The organism is Paenibacillus sp. JT22N12, from assembly GCF_056269365.1.
This window is the reverse complement of record NZ_JBWDNU010000005.1, coordinates 221,514-242,430: the sequence shown is the minus strand read 5'-3', so window position 1 is coordinate 242,430 and position 20,917 is coordinate 221,514. Positions and strand designations below refer to the sequence as shown.

The 20,917-nt window shown below is 53.5% G+C and carries 16 protein-coding genes and 2 riboswitches; of the genes, 8 read left to right on the top strand and 8 right to left on the bottom strand.

Going from position 1 to position 20,917, the window contains the following annotated elements; all coding sequences use genetic code 11:
• Positions 1–30 precede the first annotated feature (30 nt).
• The 3 genes from AC0YOA_RS20360 (at position 31) to AC0YOA_RS20350 (ending at position 4,533) form a co-directional block, all read left to right on the top strand.
• A complete protein-coding gene (locus AC0YOA_RS20360) occupies positions 31–1,074 on the top strand; it encodes a glycoside hydrolase family protein (protein WP_475788148.1) in 1,044 nt (347 codons plus the stop codon).
• Complete coding sequence (locus AC0YOA_RS20355; RefSeq protein ID WP_475788147.1) at positions 1,058–3,445, top strand: glycoside hydrolase family 95 protein; 2,388 nt, start codon at positions 1,058–1,060, stop codon at positions 3,443–3,445. The genes AC0YOA_RS20360 and AC0YOA_RS20355 overlap by 17 nt, the downstream gene beginning before the upstream one ends.
• 917 nt (positions 3,446–4,362) lie before the next feature.
• Positions 4,363–4,533, top strand: a complete 171-nt coding sequence (locus AC0YOA_RS20350; RefSeq protein ID WP_475788146.1) for a hypothetical protein — start codon at positions 4,363–4,365, stop codon at positions 4,531–4,533.
• Between the two features lie 272 nt (positions 4,534–4,805).
• Here the strand turns inward: AC0YOA_RS20350 and AC0YOA_RS20345 are convergent, their stop codons facing one another.
• Positions 4,806–7,481, bottom strand: a complete 2,676-nt coding sequence (locus AC0YOA_RS20345) for a family 78 glycoside hydrolase catalytic domain (protein ID WP_475788145.1) — start codon at positions 7,479–7,481, stop codon at positions 4,806–4,808.
• A gap of 327 nt (positions 7,482–7,808) precedes the next feature.
• Between AC0YOA_RS20345 and AC0YOA_RS20340 the strand changes: the two genes are divergently transcribed.
• The 3 genes from AC0YOA_RS20340 to AC0YOA_RS20330 all read left to right on the top strand — a co-directional run bounded on the left by AC0YOA_RS20340 (position 7,809) and on the right by AC0YOA_RS20330 (position 13,509).
• Positions 7,809–10,172: a helix-turn-helix domain-containing protein gene (locus AC0YOA_RS20340; RefSeq protein WP_475788144.1), complete on the top strand. Its 2,364-nt coding sequence runs from the start codon at positions 7,809–7,811 to the stop codon at positions 10,170–10,172.
• 88 nt (positions 10,173–10,260) lie between these two features.
• On the top strand, positions 10,261–12,279 hold the full coding sequence (locus tag AC0YOA_RS20335) for a beta-galactosidase (protein ID WP_475788143.1): 2,019 nt from the start codon (positions 10,261–10,263) through the stop codon (positions 12,277–12,279).
• Between the two features lie 192 nt (positions 12,280–12,471).
• Positions 12,472–13,509, top strand: a complete 1,038-nt coding sequence (locus AC0YOA_RS20330; protein WP_475788337.1) for a zinc-binding alcohol dehydrogenase family protein — start codon at positions 12,472–12,474, stop codon at positions 13,507–13,509.
• A 219-nt stretch (positions 13,510–13,728) separates the two neighbouring features.
• Here AC0YOA_RS20330 and AC0YOA_RS20325 read toward each other — a convergent pair whose 3' ends face one another.
• From AC0YOA_RS20325 to AC0YOA_RS20310, 4 genes are all read right to left on the bottom strand, one after another.
• The gene (locus AC0YOA_RS20325) at positions 13,729–14,058 is read right to left on the bottom strand and encodes a hypothetical protein (protein WP_210038875.1); all 330 of its coding nucleotides are present in this window, start codon (positions 14,056–14,058) and stop codon (positions 13,729–13,731) included.
• Positions 14,059–14,162: 104 nt separating this feature from the next.
• Positions 14,163–14,278: riboswitch (guanidine-I (ykkC/yxkD leader) on the bottom strand.
• A gap of 81 nt (positions 14,279–14,359) precedes the next feature.
• A complete protein-coding gene (locus tag AC0YOA_RS20320; protein WP_210038876.1) occupies positions 14,360–14,521 on the bottom strand; it encodes a hypothetical protein in 162 nt (53 codons plus the stop codon).
• Between the two features lie 130 nt (positions 14,522–14,651).
• The gene (locus AC0YOA_RS20315) at positions 14,652–15,431 is read right to left on the bottom strand and encodes a pirin family protein (protein WP_475788142.1); all 780 of its coding nucleotides are present in this window, start codon (positions 15,429–15,431) and stop codon (positions 14,652–14,654) included.
• Between the two features lie 220 nt (positions 15,432–15,651).
• Positions 15,652–16,095: a MarR family winged helix-turn-helix transcriptional regulator gene (locus AC0YOA_RS20310; RefSeq protein ID WP_210038878.1), complete on the bottom strand. Its 444-nt coding sequence runs from the start codon at positions 16,093–16,095 to the stop codon at positions 15,652–15,654.
• A 178-nt stretch (positions 16,096–16,273) separates the two neighbouring features.
• A riboswitch (ZMP/ZTP riboswitch) is annotated at positions 16,274–16,413 on the top strand.
• A gap of 82 nt (positions 16,414–16,495) precedes the next feature.
• Here AC0YOA_RS20310 and AC0YOA_RS20305 point away from each other — a divergent pair.
• Together AC0YOA_RS20305 and AC0YOA_RS20300 are read left to right on the top strand one after the other, a co-directional pair.
• A complete protein-coding gene (locus tag AC0YOA_RS20305) occupies positions 16,496–17,362 on the top strand; it encodes a bifunctional 5,10-methylenetetrahydrofolate dehydrogenase/5,10-methenyltetrahydrofolate cyclohydrolase (RefSeq protein ID WP_475788141.1) in 867 nt (288 codons plus the stop codon).
• Entirely contained in the window at positions 17,359–17,985 is a 627-nt protein-coding gene (locus AC0YOA_RS20300; RefSeq protein WP_475788140.1) for a cyclodeaminase/cyclohydrolase family protein, read from the top strand. Before AC0YOA_RS20305 ends, AC0YOA_RS20300 begins: the two co-directional genes overlap by 4 nt.
• Positions 17,986–18,201: 216 nt before the next feature.
• Here AC0YOA_RS20300 and AC0YOA_RS20295 read toward each other — a convergent pair whose 3' ends face one another.
• Genes AC0YOA_RS20295 through AC0YOA_RS20285 form a run of 3 tightly spaced genes read right to left on the bottom strand, consistent with a single transcriptional unit; the run spans position 18,202 to position 20,837 of the window.
• On the bottom strand, positions 18,202–19,224 hold the full coding sequence (locus AC0YOA_RS20295) for an ABC transporter ATP-binding protein (RefSeq protein ID WP_475788139.1): 1,023 nt from the start codon (positions 19,222–19,224) through the stop codon (positions 18,202–18,204).
• A gap of 48 nt (positions 19,225–19,272) precedes the next feature.
• Positions 19,273–20,064 (bottom strand): ABC transporter permease, encoded by a 792-nt coding sequence (locus AC0YOA_RS20290; protein WP_475770065.1) that lies wholly within the window; start codon positions 20,062–20,064, stop codon positions 19,273–19,275.
• Positions 20,061–20,837 carry an ABC transporter permease gene (locus tag AC0YOA_RS20285; protein WP_475788138.1) on the bottom strand — a complete coding sequence of 259 codons (777 nt, stop codon included), beginning with the start codon at positions 20,835–20,837 and terminating at the stop codon, positions 20,061–20,063. Before AC0YOA_RS20285 ends, AC0YOA_RS20290 begins: the two co-directional genes overlap by 4 nt.
• Positions 20,838–20,917 lie beyond the last annotated feature (80 nt).

Sequence of the window (20,917 nt, the reverse complement as noted above, 5' to 3'; positions counted from 1 at the left end):
ATGTATTAAACAACTTCGGAGGGATCTTCAATGAATATTGCGCCTTATATGACCCCTTATAAATATGGCAAGCCGGTATTGACCGGGTCGGGTCTGCCGGATCATTTCGATCAGAATGCGGTCGACTGTCCGTTTGTCTTTCAGCATCAGGACCGCTTCTACATGATGTACGTGGGATTTAACGGAATTGGCTACCAGACCGCGCTGGCGGTTAGCGAGGATCTGCTGAATTGGGAGCATCACGGCGTTATTCTGGAGCGGAACGATCTGTCGAACTGGGATTCCAAAAATATTGCCGGCACCTGGATGCTCAGAGAGAACGAGCTTGAGGCGCCGCCTGTACTGAAGAAATGGGACAATAAGTATTGGCTTGCCTACCACAGCTACCCCGAGGACGGTTATGAGGAAGGCTCCGCCAAGATCGGTCTGGCCTATACGGAAGACGAGAATTTATTGGAGTGGCACCGCCTGCCTGACCCGATTCTGACTCCCGAGGAAGGAGAGGACTGGGAGAAGGGCGGCCTGTACAAGGAATGCCTGGTTGAACATGAGGGATTGTTTTATTTATTTTACAACGCCAAGAACAACAACACATCCGGTTGGGTGGAGCAGACGGGCCTTGCAACCTCCGCGGATTTGAAAACCTGGATCCGCTACGAGCATAATCCGGTGCTTCGCGTATCGGAAGAAGGCTGGAAAAGCGCTTTTGTCAGCGATCCGTGCGTTTTGCGGAGCAAGGAAGAATGGGTGATGTTCTTCTTCGGTTATGATTACAGGCGGGCCCAGGAAGGGGTGGCTGTCTCTTCCGATCTGTTCAACTGGGAGGCCTATCCGGAACCTGTCATCCGTCTTGGTGCAGAGGGGGAAATTGATTCGACCTATGCCCACAAACCAACGGTTATAACGCATAACGGCGTGTTATATCATTTTTACTGCTCGGCAAGGCCGTCGCAGGACGGAGATCGGACGCGCAACAATAACGGCAGGGAATTCCGCACGATAACGGTTGCAGCCTCCCGGGATGTATTTCAGCAAGCTTTACCGGGAGGGATGAGCGATGAAGCTTCATTATAATCATCCCGCGCGAAAATGGACGGATGCGCTGCCGGTCGGCAACGGCCGGCTGGGGGCGATGATTTTTGGCAGCGTGGAGGCGGAGTTGATCCAGTTGAACGAAGATTCGTTATGGTCGGGAGGACGCCAGGAATGGGAAGCTCCCCATGCCCGGGAGTCGCTTCAGTCAGTGCGGGAGCTGCTGAAGGCCGGCAAATATGTGGAGGCGGGTCTCGGCTGCAAAGAGCTGATGGGTCCGTATAACGAAGCCTATATGCCCTTGGGCGATCTGCGCATTCACTTCGAGCACGGCAATCTTGCCGCTTCTTATGAACGGTCGCTGGATCTGCGGGACGGGATTTCCCGCGTCAGCTACATGATCGGCGATGTCCGGCATACGCGGGAAATCTTCGCTTCTTACCCGGATCAGACGGTTGTCGTCCGTCTGGAAGCGGACAAGCCGGGGATGCTGAGCTTCCACGCCCGTATCGGAAGCCAGCTGCGCTGCCGGACTGCCGCTGCCGGGAATACCCTGATTATGCAGGGCAGCGCGCCGGAGTATTGCGGGCCTAACCATCAGAACCCGGACAATCCCATTCAGTATGGCGATTGGGATGAAACCGATGCGGTTCGCTTTGAAGGCAGATTGGGCGCCAGACATGAGGGCGGCTCGATGACCGCTGATCATGATGGCCTGCATATTTATGGGGCAACCTCTGCAACGCTGTATTTCTGTGCTGCGACCAGTTTTAACGGCTTCGACCGCCCGCCGCGCACGGAGGGGAAGAACCCTTCTGTTCTATGCGGGGATTATTTGATAAATGTGCTGCAGAAAAACTACGATCAAGTCCGCGGCGATCATATCGCCGATTATACCGCCTTGTTCAACCGGGTGGAGCTGCATCTGGGAGAGCCGCTTGCTCCTGCGGATATGACGACCGAGCAGCGGATCAAAACCTATGGCGGGCGCGACCCGGGTCTGGTGGAACTGTTGTTCCAGTATGGCCGCTACTTGATGATCGCCAGCTCCCGGCCCGGCTCCCAGGCTGCCAATTTGCAGGGGATCTGGAACAAGGACACGCGCCCCACCTGGAGCAGCAATTATACGATTAATATCAATACGCAGATGAATTATTGGCCGGCTCTGGCGGGGAACCTGGAAGCCTGCCATGAGCCGATGCTGGATTTCGTCGCGAATATGGCGAGAAGCGGAAGGAAAACGGCGGAGATTTATGGTGTACGGGGTTGGATGGCCCATCATTGCACCGATATCTGGTGCCTGACCTCGCCAAGCGGCGGCTACGGCAACGGCGAGGCCCATTGGGCAAGCTGGTCGATGGCGAGCCCATGGCTGTCCCAGCATCTATGGGAGCATTACGCTTTCTGGAAAGACGAGGCTTATTTGCGCGACACGGCTTATCCGATTATGAAGGAAGCCGCCTTGTTCTGTCTGGACTGGCTGTTCGAGGACGAGAGCGGTTATCTGATTACCGGTCCGTCGACATCGCCGGAGCACAGATTCCAGACCGCGGACGGTTTGGCTGGCGTCAGTCTTGCCTCGACCATGGACATGCAGCTGATCTGGGATTTGTTCTCCAACTGCATGGCCGCATGCGAGGTGCTGGAGGCCGACGATGAATTCAGGCAGGAGCTGGCTGCCGCCCGCGACCGATTATATCCCATGCAGATCGGCCAATACGGACAGCTGCAGGAATGGTTTCGGGATTTTGAAGAGCAGGATGTCCATCACCGCCACATTGCCCATATGTTCGGCGTTTATCCCGGGCATCAGCTGACTCAACGCGGCACGCCTGACTTGTTCGCCGCAGCCAAGCGTTCGCTTGAGAGGCGCGGAGACGACGGGACGGGCTGGAGCCTGGCCTGGAAAGTTGGCCTGTGGGCCCGTTTCGGCGATGGCAACCGGGCGGCATCCTTCGTTCACAAGCTGCTTCAATTTTGCGAAACCGAGGAGAAAAACTACCACTCGGGCGGTGTTTACGCCAATCTGTTCGACGCGCATCCGCCGTTCCAGATCGATGGGAACTTCGGCGTCACAGCGGGTATTATCGAGCTGCTGATGCAGTCCCATCAGGACTTTATCGAATTTCTTCCCGCTCTTCCCGACGAATGGCCTGATGGCTATATCAAAGGCTTAAGAGCGCGGGGAGGCTTCGAGGTCAGCCTGAATTGGAAGAACGGCAGGCTGACGGAAGCGGAAATCGTCTCCCATGCCGGGGGGATATGCAGCATCCGCTGCGAGAACCCGTTCATTATCACGGCGAGAGACAGATCGGTTGCGACGGTATCAGTGGAATCGGATATTGTCGCATTCGCGACAGAGCAGGGCGCAACTTATCGAATTTCCCGGGAAATGGCGGAGATGGGGCTCTGACGGAAATCGCAGAAATCGCATCACAGTTTCATACGGCTAATCCGGACTTCGGTCGGTGATATGCTGGATCCAGGATATGTTCGCGGTAAGGCGGAGGTAGTGGTGAATGGTTCACCAGCCGTGTGGAAGGTAAGTCATTACCGCTATTCGCCGGGCAATCTGTCTTCGCAGGCCACCATCCACGGATCAGGCTCAAGAAGGGACCCATTATGAGGCAGGATGCCCAAACAGTCTCATTGACGGCAAGCCGGCTGGCTGCCGGGGAAATTGGCCGCCTCGACATTGGGCAGGATATCTATCCCTCGGGTGGGCTCCAGGAACCTTTCCGAATTAGTCTCAAAAACGATTGAGGCATCTGCCTGCTGACAAGCAGGACAAGAAAAGCAAAGAGGCTGTCGCTCGTGCGGATTTCATCCGCGGGGAGCGGCAGCCTCTTGCTACTATCAGGTCAACCCGAGATTCCAGCCGGGCACTGCTTGACTATATTGGATCAATAAGGTTCATTCACTTCTATAATTTTTTAAAAGGGTTAAGGGCTTGTCACCTCCTTTTAAAAAGCAACAGCCGGCTCTCCTTCTTTTTACATAGTAGCAGCTAGTTATAAATATATTTTTGTAGCTTACACACTGGAGCCGTCATTAGAAATTTGCGGTCGCTGCAAGCAAAAAAACGGCATAGAGTGGGAAGCGACCGGTGAAAGGTGCTGCATGGCTCATGCAGTAAGGTTTTTCCTCGCTGCAGCGTCGGGATAGAGCGGGAGGCGCGCTGCCAGCAGGAAAAACCGGCATAGAGTGGGAAGCGACCGGTGAAAAGAGCTGCATGGCTCATGCAATAAGGCTTTTCCTCGCTGCAGCGTCGGGATAGAGCGGGAGGCACGCTGCAAACAGGAAAAACCGGCATAGAGGAGGAAGCGACCGGTGAGAGGAGCTGCATGGCCCATGCAGCAAGGTTTTTCCTCGCTGCAGCGTCGGGATAGAGCGGGAGGCGCGCTGCAAGCAGGAAAAACCGGCATAGAGGAGGACGCGACCGGCGAAAGGAGCTGCATGGCCCATGCTACAAGGTTTTTCCTCGCTGCAGCGTCCGAATAGAGGCGAAACGCGCTGCAAACAGGAAAAACCGGCATAGAGGAGGAAGCGACCGGTGAAAGGAGCTGCATGGCTCATGTAGCAAGGTTTTTCCTCGCTGCAGCGTCGGGATAGAGCGGGAGGCGTGCTGCAAGCAGGATTAACCGGCCAAGAGGATGGTGAGAGGCATCGGCCTTCGGTGCAAATAATCGCCCTGTCTTTTTGGAAAAAAGACAGGGCGATTATTTTATTGCAGCCGTACCGTTTCAACCGCGATTCACACCATAACGCGGTGCTCAAACCGCCGATTCAAAATAATAAGTGCCGGAGTTCACCCGCAGCACGGCGCAGCCGCCCTCGTAGGCGACAACCTTGATATCACGCGATTCCTCCAGCGCCGCATGGCTCTCGCTTACGCACGCGAGGGAAACCGCAGGCACATACAGAGTGCCCGTGCAGTTGACGGGAATCGAGATTTCGAGACCGATCCGGCGACCGCCGAGGAGGTTCCAGCTGATCCGCGCTTGCCCGCCAGGCAGCTTGCCTGTAACTTCGAGATGATCCAGCTCCAGATCAATGTAGGGCTTGATGGTAAAATCATAGGTCTGCGCAGCGGAAATGAATTCGTAATCCAGACCGCCCAATCCCCGGTACAGCCATTCCTCCAGATGACCCAGCATAAAATGGTTTTGCGATTTGCCTGCTGTCGGTCCATCCCATGCTTCCGTCAACGATGTGGCTCCATGTTCGATCTGGTACCCGTAGCTTGGATAGTCTGTTTGGGCGGCCATCTCGCAGATGATGTCGGACCGGCCATGACTCGCCAGCGCCAGCAGAACATAGCGGTGTCCTACATCGCCTGCAGTCGTATGGCTATGGCGGCTGTGAATATCCGCAACCAGATTGGCCAGCACCCGGGAGCGGTACTGCTCCTCGACCAGCCCGATAGCCAGCGACATCGCGTTGGAGGTCTGGCTGCCGGTTGCGAACTGGCAGGTCGCCGGATTGAAGAATGTACGGTTATACGCGTTTTTGATGGACTGGCTCAACACGCGGCAGCGTTCTGCATCCTGTTCCCGGCCCAATTCACCGGCAATTCGGGCGAATACCGAGACAATCTGGTAAAACATGGCCGTCTCCGGCAGCGCAATGGGGGTGTTCTGCGCATAACCTGGGCCATTCTCGCCAATATCGTACCAATCGCCAAGGCCATCCTGGATAATGAACCCTTCCGAATTAGCCTCCAGATAACGGATATAGCGCTCCATACCGGAATAGTGCCCGATTAATACCGTGGTGTTTCCGCAGGTCCGGAACAAATTCCAGCAGTTCATGATATAGGCGGCACCCCAGGAAACAGAGTGGCGGTACTTGCTCAGTTTTCCATCGAATACGACATATTCCGGCGCGGTAGTAGGGACCAGGCCGCTTGGGAGCTGGGCTTCGCGAATATCCTCCAGCACCTTCAGCATCAATGATTCAACCGGATAATTGTACAGGAGGGAAGGACCCATGAGATGGGTTTGCTCCAGCCAGCCGAGCTTCTCCCGGTGAGGGCAGTCCGTGAACACGCTTTTCATATTGCTCAGGATCGCCCAATTAATAATCTCGTGCGTTTTGTTCAGCATAGGATTTGAGCTCATGAAGCTGCCTGATGCCTCGATATCCGGATAGATCATTTGTCCTTCTGCGGCAATCAGAACGGGAAGCCCGCTGCCTGCCGCCTGCCCGCCTTCGACGGCAATATTCTCAATTTGCAGATACCGGAAGCCATAATACGTAAATCGGGGGCTCCACACCTCGGTTCCTTCCCCCTTGAGGACATAATTGAATTCATAGGGGGAACCGGAATCCCGCTGATCGGCCGAAGCGTCGGGGTACAGCAATTCAGAAGGGAGCATCCGGATCGAAGCACCACGAGGACCTTTTACGGCAATTTGTGCCCAGCCCGAGAAATTTTGGCCAAAATCGATCGTATAAACATGGGGACGCTGCCGCACGATTGAGACGGGATGAAAAGTCTTCATGACCTTTAGCGGCGGGATTTGCTGCGCCTTCAATACGCCTGCGGGAGCTTCCGCATTGGCTGCGCGTCTCCATCCGCTGCCGGGGATGAATCCGGGCAGATCCCAGCCGTCTTGCTCCAGCCGGGCGTCATAGTCTTCTCCCCCATACATGCAGGAGAAGGTCAGGGGAGCGCAGGCGGTCATCCACTCGCCGCTGCTGGTAACAAATGCTTTGCTGCCGTCGGTATAAGAAAGCTCCAGCTGAATGAGACATTTGGGCCGGCCGAATGAGTGCTTGAATTTCGTGTATCTTCCGCCGGTTACGTTATAGAACCCATTGCCGACTATCGCTCCAAGGGCATTTGGTCCCTGCCGCAATAGACCGGTGACGTCATGGACCGCATACAGACAGCTTTTATCATAGTGGGTCCAGCCCGGATCGAGCACGCGCTGCCCAACCTTCATACCGTTGAGCCGCAGCTCGTAATGACCTAATCCGCATATATATAGAACGGCTCCAGCCAGGGGCCTGTCCACGGTAAACTCATTGCGGAACAAAGGGATGCTCCCAGCATCCGCGTCCGGCCCAATTTCGGGCGTGCCGATCCATTGGGCAAGCCAGTCCGAAGAGCGGAGCAGGCCCATTTGCCACCAGGAGACAGCGCTCTCAGACAGGACATTGTCCTGATCCCGAACCTGAACCTTCCAATAATACCGTTTACGTGATTCCAGGGGTTTTCCTTCATAGCGAATGTGCATATTTCTCGCACTGCGGATTTCGCCGCTGTCCCATATTCCAGCTGTGCCGTCCTGCACTTCTTCTTGCGTCCCGGAAACGATGATCCGGTATGCGGTTTGCTTCACGGAGCGTCGCTGCGAAGAGCGGAAGCTCCATCCAAAGTCTGGATGTCCGACATCCAGTCCAAGCGGACATTGCTGGCCTTCAACAAACAAGTCCTTTATCATCTGCTTATTCCTCCTTCAAACCCAGTGGATTTTCGACTCTGCTTATAGGGTGGAAACTTATCCTTGCATATAGTTTAAGAAATAGGCGCAGCTCAAGGATATAAGGAAATGCTGAGAATGGTGCACATTCCCTGAATGCCGGATATGCAATAATTCGGGAATATACACGGCATACAAAAGGAATTTGCATTTGAAAATTAATGTGCATTACCCAATAATCGGGTTCGCCTCGCTATCCGGGATATGTTATTCTGGGTTCACAGAAAAAGAAGAGCCTGTAGAAGTATCAGAAAGCGCTTACTTATTTTCAAAGGGGGAGACAAAGAAGTGCTGAGAACAATTAGAGAGAACAATAAATCCATATGGCTGCGCTTTTTTGTTCCATATCTGATTATTTTGATCGTACCATTGCTCATAGGCCTGTTTGCCTATTCCAAGACATCCACGATTATGTCGAACGAAGCGGCCAAATCGAATCTGCTTCTGCTGGACCAAGCGAAAACGACCATAGACCGCAGACTATCCGATGTGGAAATGCTGGCCCAGCAGCTGATCACCAATACCGGCGTGCTCAGTTTTCAGGGGATCCGCGAACCGTTCAAGGATACGAATCTGATCCGGCTGCTGGAAACAAGGAAGAGCATCGCCGACTATGGCCTGTACAATAATTTCATACTGGACTATGCCTTGATGTTCAAGAACAGCGAGATTGCGCTAACCCCGCATAAAACCTATACGCTGCCCAAGTTTTATCAGGACTATATGACCTATACGGATATGGATTACCAGACCTGGTACGATCAATTTCTGAAGCCTTATCACAAAAGAGAATATTTCCCGGCTCAGCCGGTTCGTTTGGCGGGCAAGAATGTGGATTTGGTCACTTATATCCAATCGATGGGGCTCTCCAGCAATCCACAGGGTGCCATCATGGTGCTGATTGACAATAAGGAGCTTATGCAGCTGCTCAAGGGAGTGGACGTTTCCAGCGGGGGATGGGCTTATATCGCCGATCAGAACGGAAACATCATCACGGGGGCCTCGGGCGCCGGAGAAGAAGGGGTGAAGCCGGTCAGTCTTGACGCCAAGCGGCCGTCCGGATTTTTCAATCATCAAATCGGTTCCAAAACAATGAGCGTAACGTACACGACCTCAACCTACAACGGATGGAAATTCGTAGCCGTTCAGCCCACTTATGTGGTCATGGACAAGGTCAATTATATTAAGCGGATCACATTGATCGTACTTGCGGTTTCCTTGCTGCTGGGCTTGTTCTGTGCGCTGTATCTTTCGTACCGGAACAGCAGGCCGGTGCAGACGATCATCGCCAGAATTTCCGACAAGCTCTCCTTCGAGCATATTCGGGGCAAGGACGCATACGGCTTCATCGAGAATACGATCGCCCGGCTGATCTCCAACAATGAGGAGCTGGAGACCGAGATTGAAGCCCACAAGCCTTTCCTCAGGGCGGCTTTCTTCCAACGGCTGCTTGCAGGAAGTTTTATGACACTGGAGGAAATCAAGGCGCAGCAAAACCATATACGGATCAACCTGGACGGCAGGTTTTATATGGTGGCGCTGCTGCAGTTCGAGAAAAACGATCATTTCGATAACGCGGATCTGCTTCAGGAGCTGGATATCAAAAGAGTTGTGGCCAAGGAGGTCATTCGCTCTTTGTTTGAATCGGATGTCTATTTTCATGACGCCGGCGAGAATAAAACCGCTATGCTGTTTGTATGCAATTTTGATGATCTCGATGAGTGCCGCCGGAACATTACGGTGAACCTCATGAAAGCGGAAGAACTGCTCGGTCATCAATTCCAGGCGAAATCAGATTTTGCCGTGGGCGGAAGCTACAGCAATCTTCTGGAGGTATCCCGTTCCTACGAGGAAGCTATGCGGGCTTTGAATTATAAGGTCTCGGAGCTTTCCGAGGGAATCGTCTGGTACAGCGACCTGCCAAAAACAAATGAAAATTATGTTTATCCCGGCGATGTCGAAATCCGGCTGATCAACTATGCGAAGGTGGGCAACAAGAAGGAAGTCAGTGAAATTCTCGAGCAGCTGTATAAGTGGAATTTTCGGGACCGGAAGCTTTCCGCCTATATGTTCAGGCTGTTTCTATATGAATTGTCGGGCAGCTTCATCAAGCTGATTGATCAGGCTTCCATATCCGAGGCGGAAATCAGCGAATTTGTTGACAATATGATCAATCAGGATCAGGTACACAACCAGAGCCGGATGTTCGAGTCCGTGACGGATACGTTTCTGAAAATATGCGACACGGTGGAGCTTCGCAAAAAAAGCCATAACAACGAGATGATTCAGAATATCATTGCTTTTCTGCAGGAGGCTTATGTGGATGAATCGCTGAATCTAAGCGCGGTTGCCGACCGGTTTCACATCTCGGAGATGTATCTGTCCCAGTTCTTCAAGGAGCAATCGGGCGTCAACTTCTCCAGCTACATTGAGGATCTTCGCATGAATCAGGCGAAAAATCTGCTCGGCGCAACCAAGCTCTCCGTGAATGAAATCGCAGCTGCGGTCGGCTATAATTCCTCCAATACATTTTGCCGCGCATTTAAGCGCATACATGCGACAACGCCGTTGGTATACCGCAAAACGCTGGGGAAGAAGAAGGATATTCTGATTACCCAGGACCGGATACAAAAAGCTGTACAGGATAAATAGATATGATGTATATTGTTAAATGTTTAATTCATCACATGAATATCAGCAAGCGGTTTTCGTTTGGGGAATCATAAGGAGGAACGAAAGTATGAAATTTGGAGTGGATTATTATCCCGAACATTGTCCAAGCGATATTTGGGAATGGGACGCGGATCAGATGCGCGGCATGGGCATCGATCTTGTCCGCATGGCCGAATTTGCCTGGTCGAAGATGGAACCGGAGGAAGGGCGGTACGATTTCGGGTGGCTCGACAGATCTATCGAAATCCTAAACAGCCGGGGAATCAAAACAGTGCTGGGGACGCCTACCGCAGCTCCCCCCGTCTGGCTGATGGAAAAGCATCCCGATATTTTTCCCGTGAATGCGAGCGGAATGCGTATGAGCTTCGGTGGCCGCCATCACGATTGCCAGTCGAACGAGACATACCGCACGCATATACGCCGTTTTGTACGGGAGATGGCTCTGCATTACAAGGACCATCCCGCCGTTATCGGATGGCAGACGGATAATGAATTCGGCAACAGCCATCAGCAGCTGTGCTACTGCGATTCCTGCCGCAGCCGCTTCCAGCAATGGCTGGAGCTGCGGTATGGCACGATCGAAGCGCTGAATGAAGCCTGGGGCACCGTCTTCTGGAGCCAGACCTACTCACGCTTTGATCAGGTTCCGGCTCCCATGCCGACGCCGAATTCCCATAATCCGTCGCATCTGCTCGCCTGGAAGCGGTTTTGCTCAGATTTGATTGTCGATTTTCAGAAGGTACAGGTCGATATTTTGCGGGAAATCTGCCCTCATCATTTTATAACGCATAATTTTATGGGTTTCTTCGATAAAACCGATTATTTTGAGCTTGCCAGGGATCTGGATTTCATCTCACACGATCAGTACCCGATGCTGTTCCTGGAGGAGCGCATCAAGCGCAGCTCGCCGGCGCATCTGGGAATGGCGCTTGATCTGATGAGGGGAACCAAGGAGCAGTCGTTCTGGATTATGGAGCAGCTGGCAGGTCCGACAGGCACGGAAATTCTCGGCTCCACGCCCCGGCCCGGACAAATCCGGCTGTGGACCTACCAATCCATTGCGCATGGAGCGGATACAATCGTCTATTTCCGCTGGGATACGGCGCTTGTGGGCAGCGAGCAGTACTGGCACGGCATACTGCCCCACAGCCGGATTCCGGGGCGGCGCCACGCGGAGATCAAGCAGACGATTCAGGAGCTGGCCCCCCATATGGACGCGTTCAAGGGCGGTCTTCCGGGGTCCGAAGTGGGCATCGTGTTCAGCTACGATCAGGAATGGGCCATGCAGATTCAGCCCCATCATCCGGATCTGCACTACGTGAAGCATTTGTACAGCTATTATCAGGCATTCTTCGATAAGAATGTGCCGGTCAACCTGGTGTCCGACAAAGCGGATTTCTCCGCATACAAGGTGCTTATCGCCCCGCTGATGTTTCTGTCCAATCCGGGGCTCAGCTGCAAGCTTCGCGATTATGCTGCAGCCGGCGGCCATCTGGTGCTTGATATCCGGGCTGGCGTGAAGGATTGGGACAATGCGGTTCATGCCGCGACGCTGCCCGGCGATTATGCGGAGCTCGCCGGTGTGAAGATTGAGGATTATGATTGCCTGCGTCAATTCGGCCAGGGCATACGCTGGATCGGAAACGGGGAAGTCACGGAGAGCGCCAATCTATGGTGTGATATCATCACGCTTGACGGAGCTGAGACGCTTGCCGAGTATACGGAGGAATTTTATGCGAATACGCCGGCGATTACCAGAAATTCATATGGTGGCGGATTTGCCTATTATGTGGGTACACAGCTTGGTCCCCTGACGATGGAAACGCTCGTTGCAGAGCTGGTCCGGGCGTCGGGAATTCGCGGCATTGCCGAATCCGTGGATGGAGTGGAGATCACGCGGCGCAAAGGGGACGCAGGTGAATATCTGTTCGTCCTGAATCATAACGCCTCAGCAGCGGAAATAGAAATCCCGGCCGGCTGGCAGGCTCTCGTGTGCGGCGCAGGACAGCTGCAGGATGGCGCATTGAAGCTCCCGGCCTACGGAGCTGCTTTATTTCATTCCGATAGCACAGAAGAGACGGAATAATTCTATCATCAGGGCAGGGTTATCTCCCCGGGGGACAGTCATTCAGGCTGCCCTCCAGGGAATAATCCTGTCCTTTTGCCTTGCTTGCTGCGATTTGCTTTCACCTCGCACGAATGCGTATATTTACTATTTTGGATTGGAGCGGGTAAAATAAGATATGGAAGCAATCTTGGATTATAAGGAGTTGGCATGATGACAAACAAGGAAACAATGAAAGCGATAGGTCTTTATAAATATTTGAATATTGAGCATCCAGACAGCCTGATCGATATGGAGCTTGAGAAGCCGGTTCCAACCGGGAGGGATATATTGGTCCGGGTTAAGGCCATTTCTGTCAATCCGGTCGATACCAAGGTGCGCGCTCCGAAAGACAAGACGGAAGACTCGCCAAAAATTCTGGGTTGGGACGTGGCTGGAGTCGTAGAGCAGACAGGGCCGGAATGTACGTTGTTCCAACCTGGCGACGAGGTCTATTATGCCGGCAGCATTACCCGGCCAGGCGGCAACAGCGAGTTTCATCTCGTCGATGAACGGATTGCCGGTTCCAAGCCGGCATCGCTGGATTTTGCCCAAGCGGCTGCGCTGCCCTTAACGGCGATCACGGCATGGGAAGGGCTGTTTGACCGGATGGGGGTGTCCCGGAATAAGGACGCTAATGCAGGCAAGTCAATCCTTATTATCGGAGCTGCGGGGGGTGTGGGGTCCATCGCCGTGCAGCTGGCCAAATATGCGGGGCTGACGGTTATTGGAACAGCTTCACGTCCGGAATCGGCGGAATGGGTCAAGGGGCTTGGGGCTGATTATATCATCGATCATTTCCAGCCATTCACCACCCAATTGAAGGACATCGGCTTGCTGGAGGCCGATTATATTTTCTGCTTGAACAGCACGGAGCAGCACTGGGGGAAGATGGGCGAAGCGGTAGCGCCGCAGGGCAAAATTTGCTCTATTGTGGAGACGAAGGAGTCATTGGACCTGAATGTGCTTAAAAATAAAAGCGCAGCGTTCGTGTGGGAATTCATGTTCACCCGTGCGATGTTCCAGACGGCGGATATGATTGAACAGCATAGGCTGCTGAACGAGTTGGCCCAGCTCATTGATGCCGGCATCATCCGCACCACCTTGACTGAAAGAATGGAGCCGATTAATGCCGCCAACCTGAAAAAAGCCCATGCCACGATTGAAGCCGGCCGGACCGTTGGCAAGGTTGTTCTCGAGCATTTCCAATAGTCTATGTTTCTTTAAAGGCAAGAAAGGTTGAAATTCCATCAGACTTTGTTTATGCCCAGAAGGGAAGAAGCTTGACTGTGCGTCATAGGACGGCGACCGTCAAGCTTCTTTTTGAGCCTTTCCAGCCGTGCTTCTCAAGCCTGGGGCTGTCAGCTTGCTGCAATGATTTTGCTTGCCGTATGCCGGCCAGCGCCGTTCAGATCTGCGGGCCAGCGCCGTTCAGATCTGCGGGCCAGCTTTGGAAAACTTGCGTTTGGCCCAGTCGTCCAGCTGCTTGATTTTCTTGCGCCCCAGCGTGGAGCCATAGAGAATCAGGAGCACAATAACGAAGGTAAAGAGGTCCAGCTTCTTTTCCACAATGAAATTCACAATGCCGAGCGTAACCTGAGGCAGCACGCCTGTTAGAACGGTCAGTATGGCTCCGATACGGAACAGAGGCTTGGAGCCCAGCCGGTATCTGGCAAACACCATAAAGAAGGTGGATGCCCAGGCGAGCACCTCGAGCATAAGCAAGATAAACCACTTATTATCCAAAATAAAATTCATCATAAACCTCGCTTTCTCTCCCGCAATCGTGGTGGAAGTCTCCCTTTAGTATGGAAAGAAATCACCTGAACAAAACAAAAAAGCCTGGAAATATCGATCATAACGATATCTCCCGGGCTTTTATCCCTCCGTGTCGTCACGCGTACCGATGAACCGGCTTACGTGGGTTTCCCTCGGTCCAGTCCGGCTGAAACGATGCCGCGGAACCCTAGAAACCTTACATATAAAGTTATATTGTTTTTAATATAAACGATCAGGACTGAAAAATCAACCCGGAATCTTCAACCGGCATGCAGACTCTCCCTCAGGAGCGTCGGAACAGGTTTATGAATTTCATATTGCGGATCCCGAAGGAGAAGATAAGCAGGCTGATAAGAAACAGCTGTGTATGTTGGATTGACAAATAAATAACCGGAAGCAGCAAAACAACCAGTAAAGCCAGCCGCATGACATTCATATCATCCATCGTCCTCTCCAGCACTCATATGTTAGTTAATATAACATGATAAATGGCTTTAGTAAATCGGAGAGGAGATGGAAAGGATACATATCAGGCTATTGCCCTGATCTGATGGCAGTTAATATTACTTCTTTACTCAGCGTTTGGGGTGCAGCGGATAGTCAACGATCGTCGGAACCTCAATCAGAATGAGCCGCAGCGGCTCGCTGCCCTCACTTGCCGTTATGATGACGTTCAGCTTCTCGTCAGCACGCACTACGACATAATCCTTGTGCTGGAAGTCCGTGTTTTTTGCTGCATCCTCTGCATAGGACCAGCTGCCTCCGCCCCGAATCGCAAGCGCCGATAAAGTACGTTCGGCAGGGACCTGATGGCGGTAGGATTGTCCGGCCGGTACGGTAACATCCCACATCCGGGCATCGGCAACGATGGAGATGGGCGATCCTTCGCCGATGACGGTTTTTCTGATAACGCCGTCCGTCTCCACAATCGGAAAAGCCTCATGATCATACTGATTATAGGTTGGCGTGGCTTTGTAGGCCGTCTCCAGGCTTGGCTCGAACCAGATCTGGAAAGCTTCCATATCCGGGCCAACAAAACGCTCCTGGTGGCTGACGCCGGAGCCGGTCTGCATGATTTGGACGCCGCCGGGCCCTACAGTGCTTTTGGTGCCCAGAGTATCGCCATGCTCGGCTTGGCCGTTGACTACATAGGTCATAATTTCAAAGGCTTGATGGGGATGCAGCGGAATGTGCCCGCCTTCGGCCGAATGCGCCCAAGCCCAGTAGAACAAAGGGCCGAGCCTGCGCAGCACCGAGCCGTCCCCGGTAAAGCCGATTGGTTTCTGCTCTGTAATTTTGCCGCCGTCAAATGCGCCTCTGCCTTGTAAAGTTGGACCGTATATTAAGGTTTGCATAGAAATGACCTCCATTATTGGTTTTATATAATTAGGGTATAGCCTCAATATGACAATTGATCGTCTCAAAAAGCCGGTTATCATACCGCGTATCAGACGGAAACAGTCTGCAACGGATTTTTAGACAAGTGACAAGCGGTGAACACTCTCATCCCCCTCGAATATCTGAAGACGGTTCCGCGTGCGCAGCTTCACTGTAGCTCTGAATGCAAGCAGCTAACTAGATGAAGCTTGCCTGGGCTGCAAGGCCCAGCTTCTTAAGCAGTTGAATGGCCTGTGTCTGCTCTTCAGCCGTGAGACCGGCTACCGCCTTCTGAATCGCCACGGTATGCTCTGGAAAAATCCGCTCAAGCAGCTCGGTCCCCTGCTCCGTAAGCTCTGCGAAAATTACTCTCCTGTCCGTAGGACATGCCTTGCGCCGCGCTAATCCTTTAGCCGTCAGCTTGTCGATGACGTAGGTAATATTGCCGCTTGTCATCAATATTTTCTCGCCAATCTGCTGCAGAGGCTGCTCTCCCTTATGATACAGCAGCTCCAGTACACCAAATTCAGTGGGGTTCAACCCGTATTTGCGAATATCCTGCTGTATATGCGCGCTAACCCATTGATTCGCCCGTGATAAAGTAACGAATAGCTGTAAAGAAGTATCCGGAGGTTGACTCACGCTGCTCACCTCATTTTCTTTTATATTAAATATCTTAATTTAAAGATAAATCAATTTGACGACGTTGTCAAGCGGCTGCATTTTGTTACAGTCTGGGGAATTCCAATATATCCTCCAGAGGACGTCAGTAGCCGTTTCTTCTGGACCTCGTTTCTGCTATAATGACAGCATTGGAATAAGGGTCGCGTGCAACTGGCGCAGCGTGGATTAACCACGAGGAAGCAAGCGACTGAATGAGCGTATCCATGCTGACCTCCGCTATCAGTTAATTGGGGTGCAGCGGCCGCTCTGTCATAGCCGTACGCCTGGGCAAAGTATTTGAAGGAAGATGTGCTTAAGAGCACGGGTCCTTTCAGATGCTTTTTTTTGTTTACCTATTGCATGAGGGAGGCATTCGATCATGGCCAAGCTGTTGAAGGCAAAACCGCTCGCTGATGAGGCAGGCGGGCTCATCAAGACACAGGTTCAGGAATGGAAGGAAACAGGGATTGCACCGGCAATTGCGGTCCTGATGGTAAATGGAGACCCGGCCTCGGCAGCCTATGCCAACGCCAAGGGGCGGCTTGCCGGGAAGCTGGGGATCGGCTTCGAGCTTCTGACTTTCGAGCAGAACGTCAAGGAGGCTGAATTGCTCCGGGAGATTCAGCGGTTGAATGGGGATGACAGAATTCATGGCATCCTGATCGAGCTTCCGCTGCCAGCGGGATTGGATTCCAGCCGGCTTGCGGCTGCGCTGGATCCGCTGAAGGATATTGACGGTATTACCCCGGCCAATAAGCTGGCCTGCATGATGAATGAACCCGGTCTGCGGCCGGCTACCCCGCAGTCCTGCATCCGATTGATTGAGGCTGCGGGAATCCCGCTAAGCGGCAAGCATGTTGTCGTTGTCGGCAGGGGGGAGACGGTAGGCCGGCCTCTGACGCAAATGCTGCTGCACCTGAACGCAACTGTGACCGTGTGCCATTCCCGTACGGCTGATCTGGCTCGAATGATCAAGGCTGCGGACGTGCTGGTCACGGCTGCGGGCCGATTGAACCTGATTACCCCGGAGATGGTTCATACCGGGCTGACTCTCATTGACGCAGGCATCAATGTCAGTCAAGATGGCAGTGGAATTGCCGGTGATGCCGCTCCGGAAACGGCCGATTTTGTAGCGGCTTCTTCACCGGTCCCTGGGGGTGTGGGCACATTGACCACAACGATACTATTCGAGAATGTCCTGCATGCATTAAAGCTGCAGCAGGATGCGGGGAGGCTGCACATATGAGCGATTCATGGAAGCAATCGATCCATGCTTTTTTGGAGAAAGCGGGCTCCGCTTCTCCTACTCCAGGAGGAGGAAGCGTGGCTGCCCTCGCCGCGGCACTTGGCGCATCCATGGGCTCGATGGTAACCCGGCTGACGACAGGAAACAAGTATGAAGATGTGCAGGCGGATATGAATTTCATCACCGGACAAATGACGGGGGCTGTATCGGCATGCGAGGCGGTCATGCTGGAGGATATAGAGAGCTTCGGGGAATTTATGCGTGTTCTGGCTCTGCCAAGGACAACTGAAGAAGGGCGGGAGCTGCGCAAAAAGGCCCTCAGCGGAGCTGCTGTCCGCGCTGCCGAGGTGCCATTAGGCTTAATGGTGCTGTGCCATGAGCTGCTGCTGCTGCTGCATGATGCGGTTATGAAAGTGAACCGCAATGTCATCTCCGATTGGGGAATCGCCGCCCTGATGCTCGAAGCGGCGATCCAATCGGCTTGGCTCACGGTGGAAATTAATTTGAGCTCCATTCAAGACCTGGCAGCCGCAGAACGCATTCGTGAACAGGGTGAAGCGCTTGAGCTTGCGGGTGCCAAGCTGAAGGCAGAGATCCTGACGACAGTCAGATCTCGATTGTAAGCTGCTCCTTTTCATTTGAGACAAGATAAACTTAGGCCCATACTCCAAGTGGCGTACGGACTGGCCGATACCAACTGATTGGCCAACGCCAACTAACTGGCTAATGCCAACGGACTGGCCAATACCAACTGACTCTGACGGGCTGCGCGCATGGAGTGGGGCGTTTGTAAATAAAGACCTGATTTATCCTGATCAGGTCTTTAACACAATCAGGACTTAGTAGACCCGGTGAACGATTTCTTCAAAGTCGGGCTCCTCCATATGAACATCTTCGATCTCGCCCAGCTGCTCCAGCATCCGCAGCGCCTCCATGGCGCTGAGCTGATCGCGGTTGCACTCCACGGTAAGCGTATGACCGTCGCTTCCCGTAAGACGCAGGGGCCAACGGTGATCCTGCGGTTCCTCAGCGGCGCTTCCCGGCCAGTCGGCCGGATTAAACTGGCCGTCTATCAGCGGAGAAGCCATGCTGAGATAGGTTACCCGAATGATGGTCGGCAAGCCGATCCTCCGCCTCAGCCCGTCGGTTGTCCCGTCAAATCCGAGACGGCCGTCATTGATCACAATGACGCGGCTGCACAGCTGTTCAATATCGTCCATATCATGAGTCGTGAGCAGGATCGTCTTGCCGAGCTCGCGGTTGATGGAATGCAAAAATTCGCGGATGCTCCGTTTGGCGATTACATCAAGTCCAATGGTCGGCTCATCGAGAAACAGAATGTCCGGATCGTGGAGCAGCGCCGCCGCGATGTCGGCGCGCATTCTTTGTCCGAGTGACAGCTTGCGCACTGGCGTCTCCATGAACGGGGCAAGAGTCAGCAGTTCGCTCAGCTCGCCAAGGCGCCGCGATTTCACTTCATCGGGCACACCGTACATGGCGGCCAAAATGTCGAAGGAATCCCGCACCGGCAAGTCCCACCACAACTGTGTCCGTTGACCGAACAGCACGCCAAGTCTGCGCGCGACGGTGCGCCGCTCGCGGTGGGGGCTCATGCCGGCAATCCGCACTTCGCCCGCTGAGGGATGAAGAATGCCGGATAGCATCTTGATCGTTGTTGATTTTCCCGCTCCGTTAGGCCCGATATACCCGACGAATTCCCCCTGATTAATCGTAAAGCTGATATCACGGACGGCTTCCTTCACCTTATAATCCCTTGAGAACATGGTGCGCAGCCCGCTGAACCGCCCCTCCTTGGGGACGGCTGATTTGAATTCCTTGGATAAGTGCTCGACCGTTATCATATGAGCGCTGGTCCTCCTATTTGAGAATATACGAATAGAGATGCTTGTTTAGCTGCCTGTACTCTGATAACGGGATAAACCGACCCGCCACATAAACAGTCCTGCGGCAAATACCAGCACAGCCGCCGCGAATGCGGACAACAGCAGCCAGACTCCGCCTTCCTCGCGCAGAATATACAATGAGGGGACATAATTGGCGAATGCGACCGGAATAACGCTGAGCAGCATGACCTGCATCCACTTGGGATAAATCGAAACCGGATACTGGACGGCTGTCCGCGCTGCGTCCTCCGTAATATTCTGAAGCTCTTCAATCCTCGTAATCCAGAAGCCGGCTGTAGCCGTAAGCAGTCCGATTCCGAATAATAGCAAAGCGCCTGAGAGGATAACCAGCAGCGTCAGCGGGATAGAGGCCCAGGAGATTTGCCCGGCGGCAAATAAAGCCTGCATGCTGACAGCAAGCACGGCAGCGCCTTGAATGATCTCCCCGATCCGGAAGGATACATTGAACGACATCAGTCCGAGCAGCACGGGGACCGGCCGCAGCAGCAGACTGTCCAGGTCGCCGCTGAGCAAATATTTTTCCAGATGATGCACATCAGAGGCTACCGTCCGGTATATCGCTTTGGACAGAGTCAGGATGGCATACAGATAGCCGGCTTCTGCCAGAGACCAGCCTTTAATATGGCCGAATTTCAGCAGAATAATAGCCAGCATGGCGAATTCCACGACATTGATCAGGGCAGCCATCAGGGAAGAGAACCAGAAATTGAATTTGTACTGCATACGGCTGCGAAGGCTGGCGACTACCAGCAGATGGTACATGCGAAGCCATTTCATCCGCCCTGCACCTCCACTTTGCGCCGCATCGTCCGGGCAATCATCAGGCAGATGCCGGTGAGTCCGGCGCCCCAGCCAAGAGAGCCGAGCAGCGGGACGGGGCCGTCCATGCCCAGATAAATCCGGGTCGGCACGTAATGCAGGAACGGGTAGAACGAAGCCCGGCTGATCAGCTCGAGCCAGTTCGGCAGCCACTCAATGGGAATGAGGAAGCCGGACAGCAGCATACTGAAGGCGTAATTCACCCAGTACAGCCAGCGTGATTCGGTCGTCCAGAGCGCCAGGGCTCCAATCAGGAAATTGATGCAGATGGAAATATAGGCGGCGAGCATCAAAGCGACAGCGGTCCAGATGAATGTAAGCAGGGATGAAGGGACATGAAGCGGAAGGACGAAGAGGTACAGCGTGTAAATCGGGAGAAACTTGTAGACAAACTGGTAGGCGATCTGCCCCCATTCCTTGCACATCAGCTGATAGAACAGGTGAACCGGACGCATGAGCTCAATGGCGATTTGACCGGTTCGGACGGATTGCTCCAGGCCCAGGCCGTTGTTCAGAAAAGCGGCGACCCACAAGCTGACCTGATTGAAGGCGACATAGCTGATCATGCCGCTCATTCCGTAGACGCCAAGCGATTGGCTTACGCCAATGCCGGTCCAGATGGAAATGTAGATGAAGCCGAACAGGGCGCTGGCGATATTATGTACCATATGTGCGCCGCGGTACTGCAGATTCCGTAAGTATGTCTTACGGGCCAAAACGAGGAAAAGCAAAATAGCACCTCCATCATGATAAGCTGCGGCGAAGAGCCGGACTGCCTGGATGCAAAGGTGAAATGCTCGTAGAGAGAGCG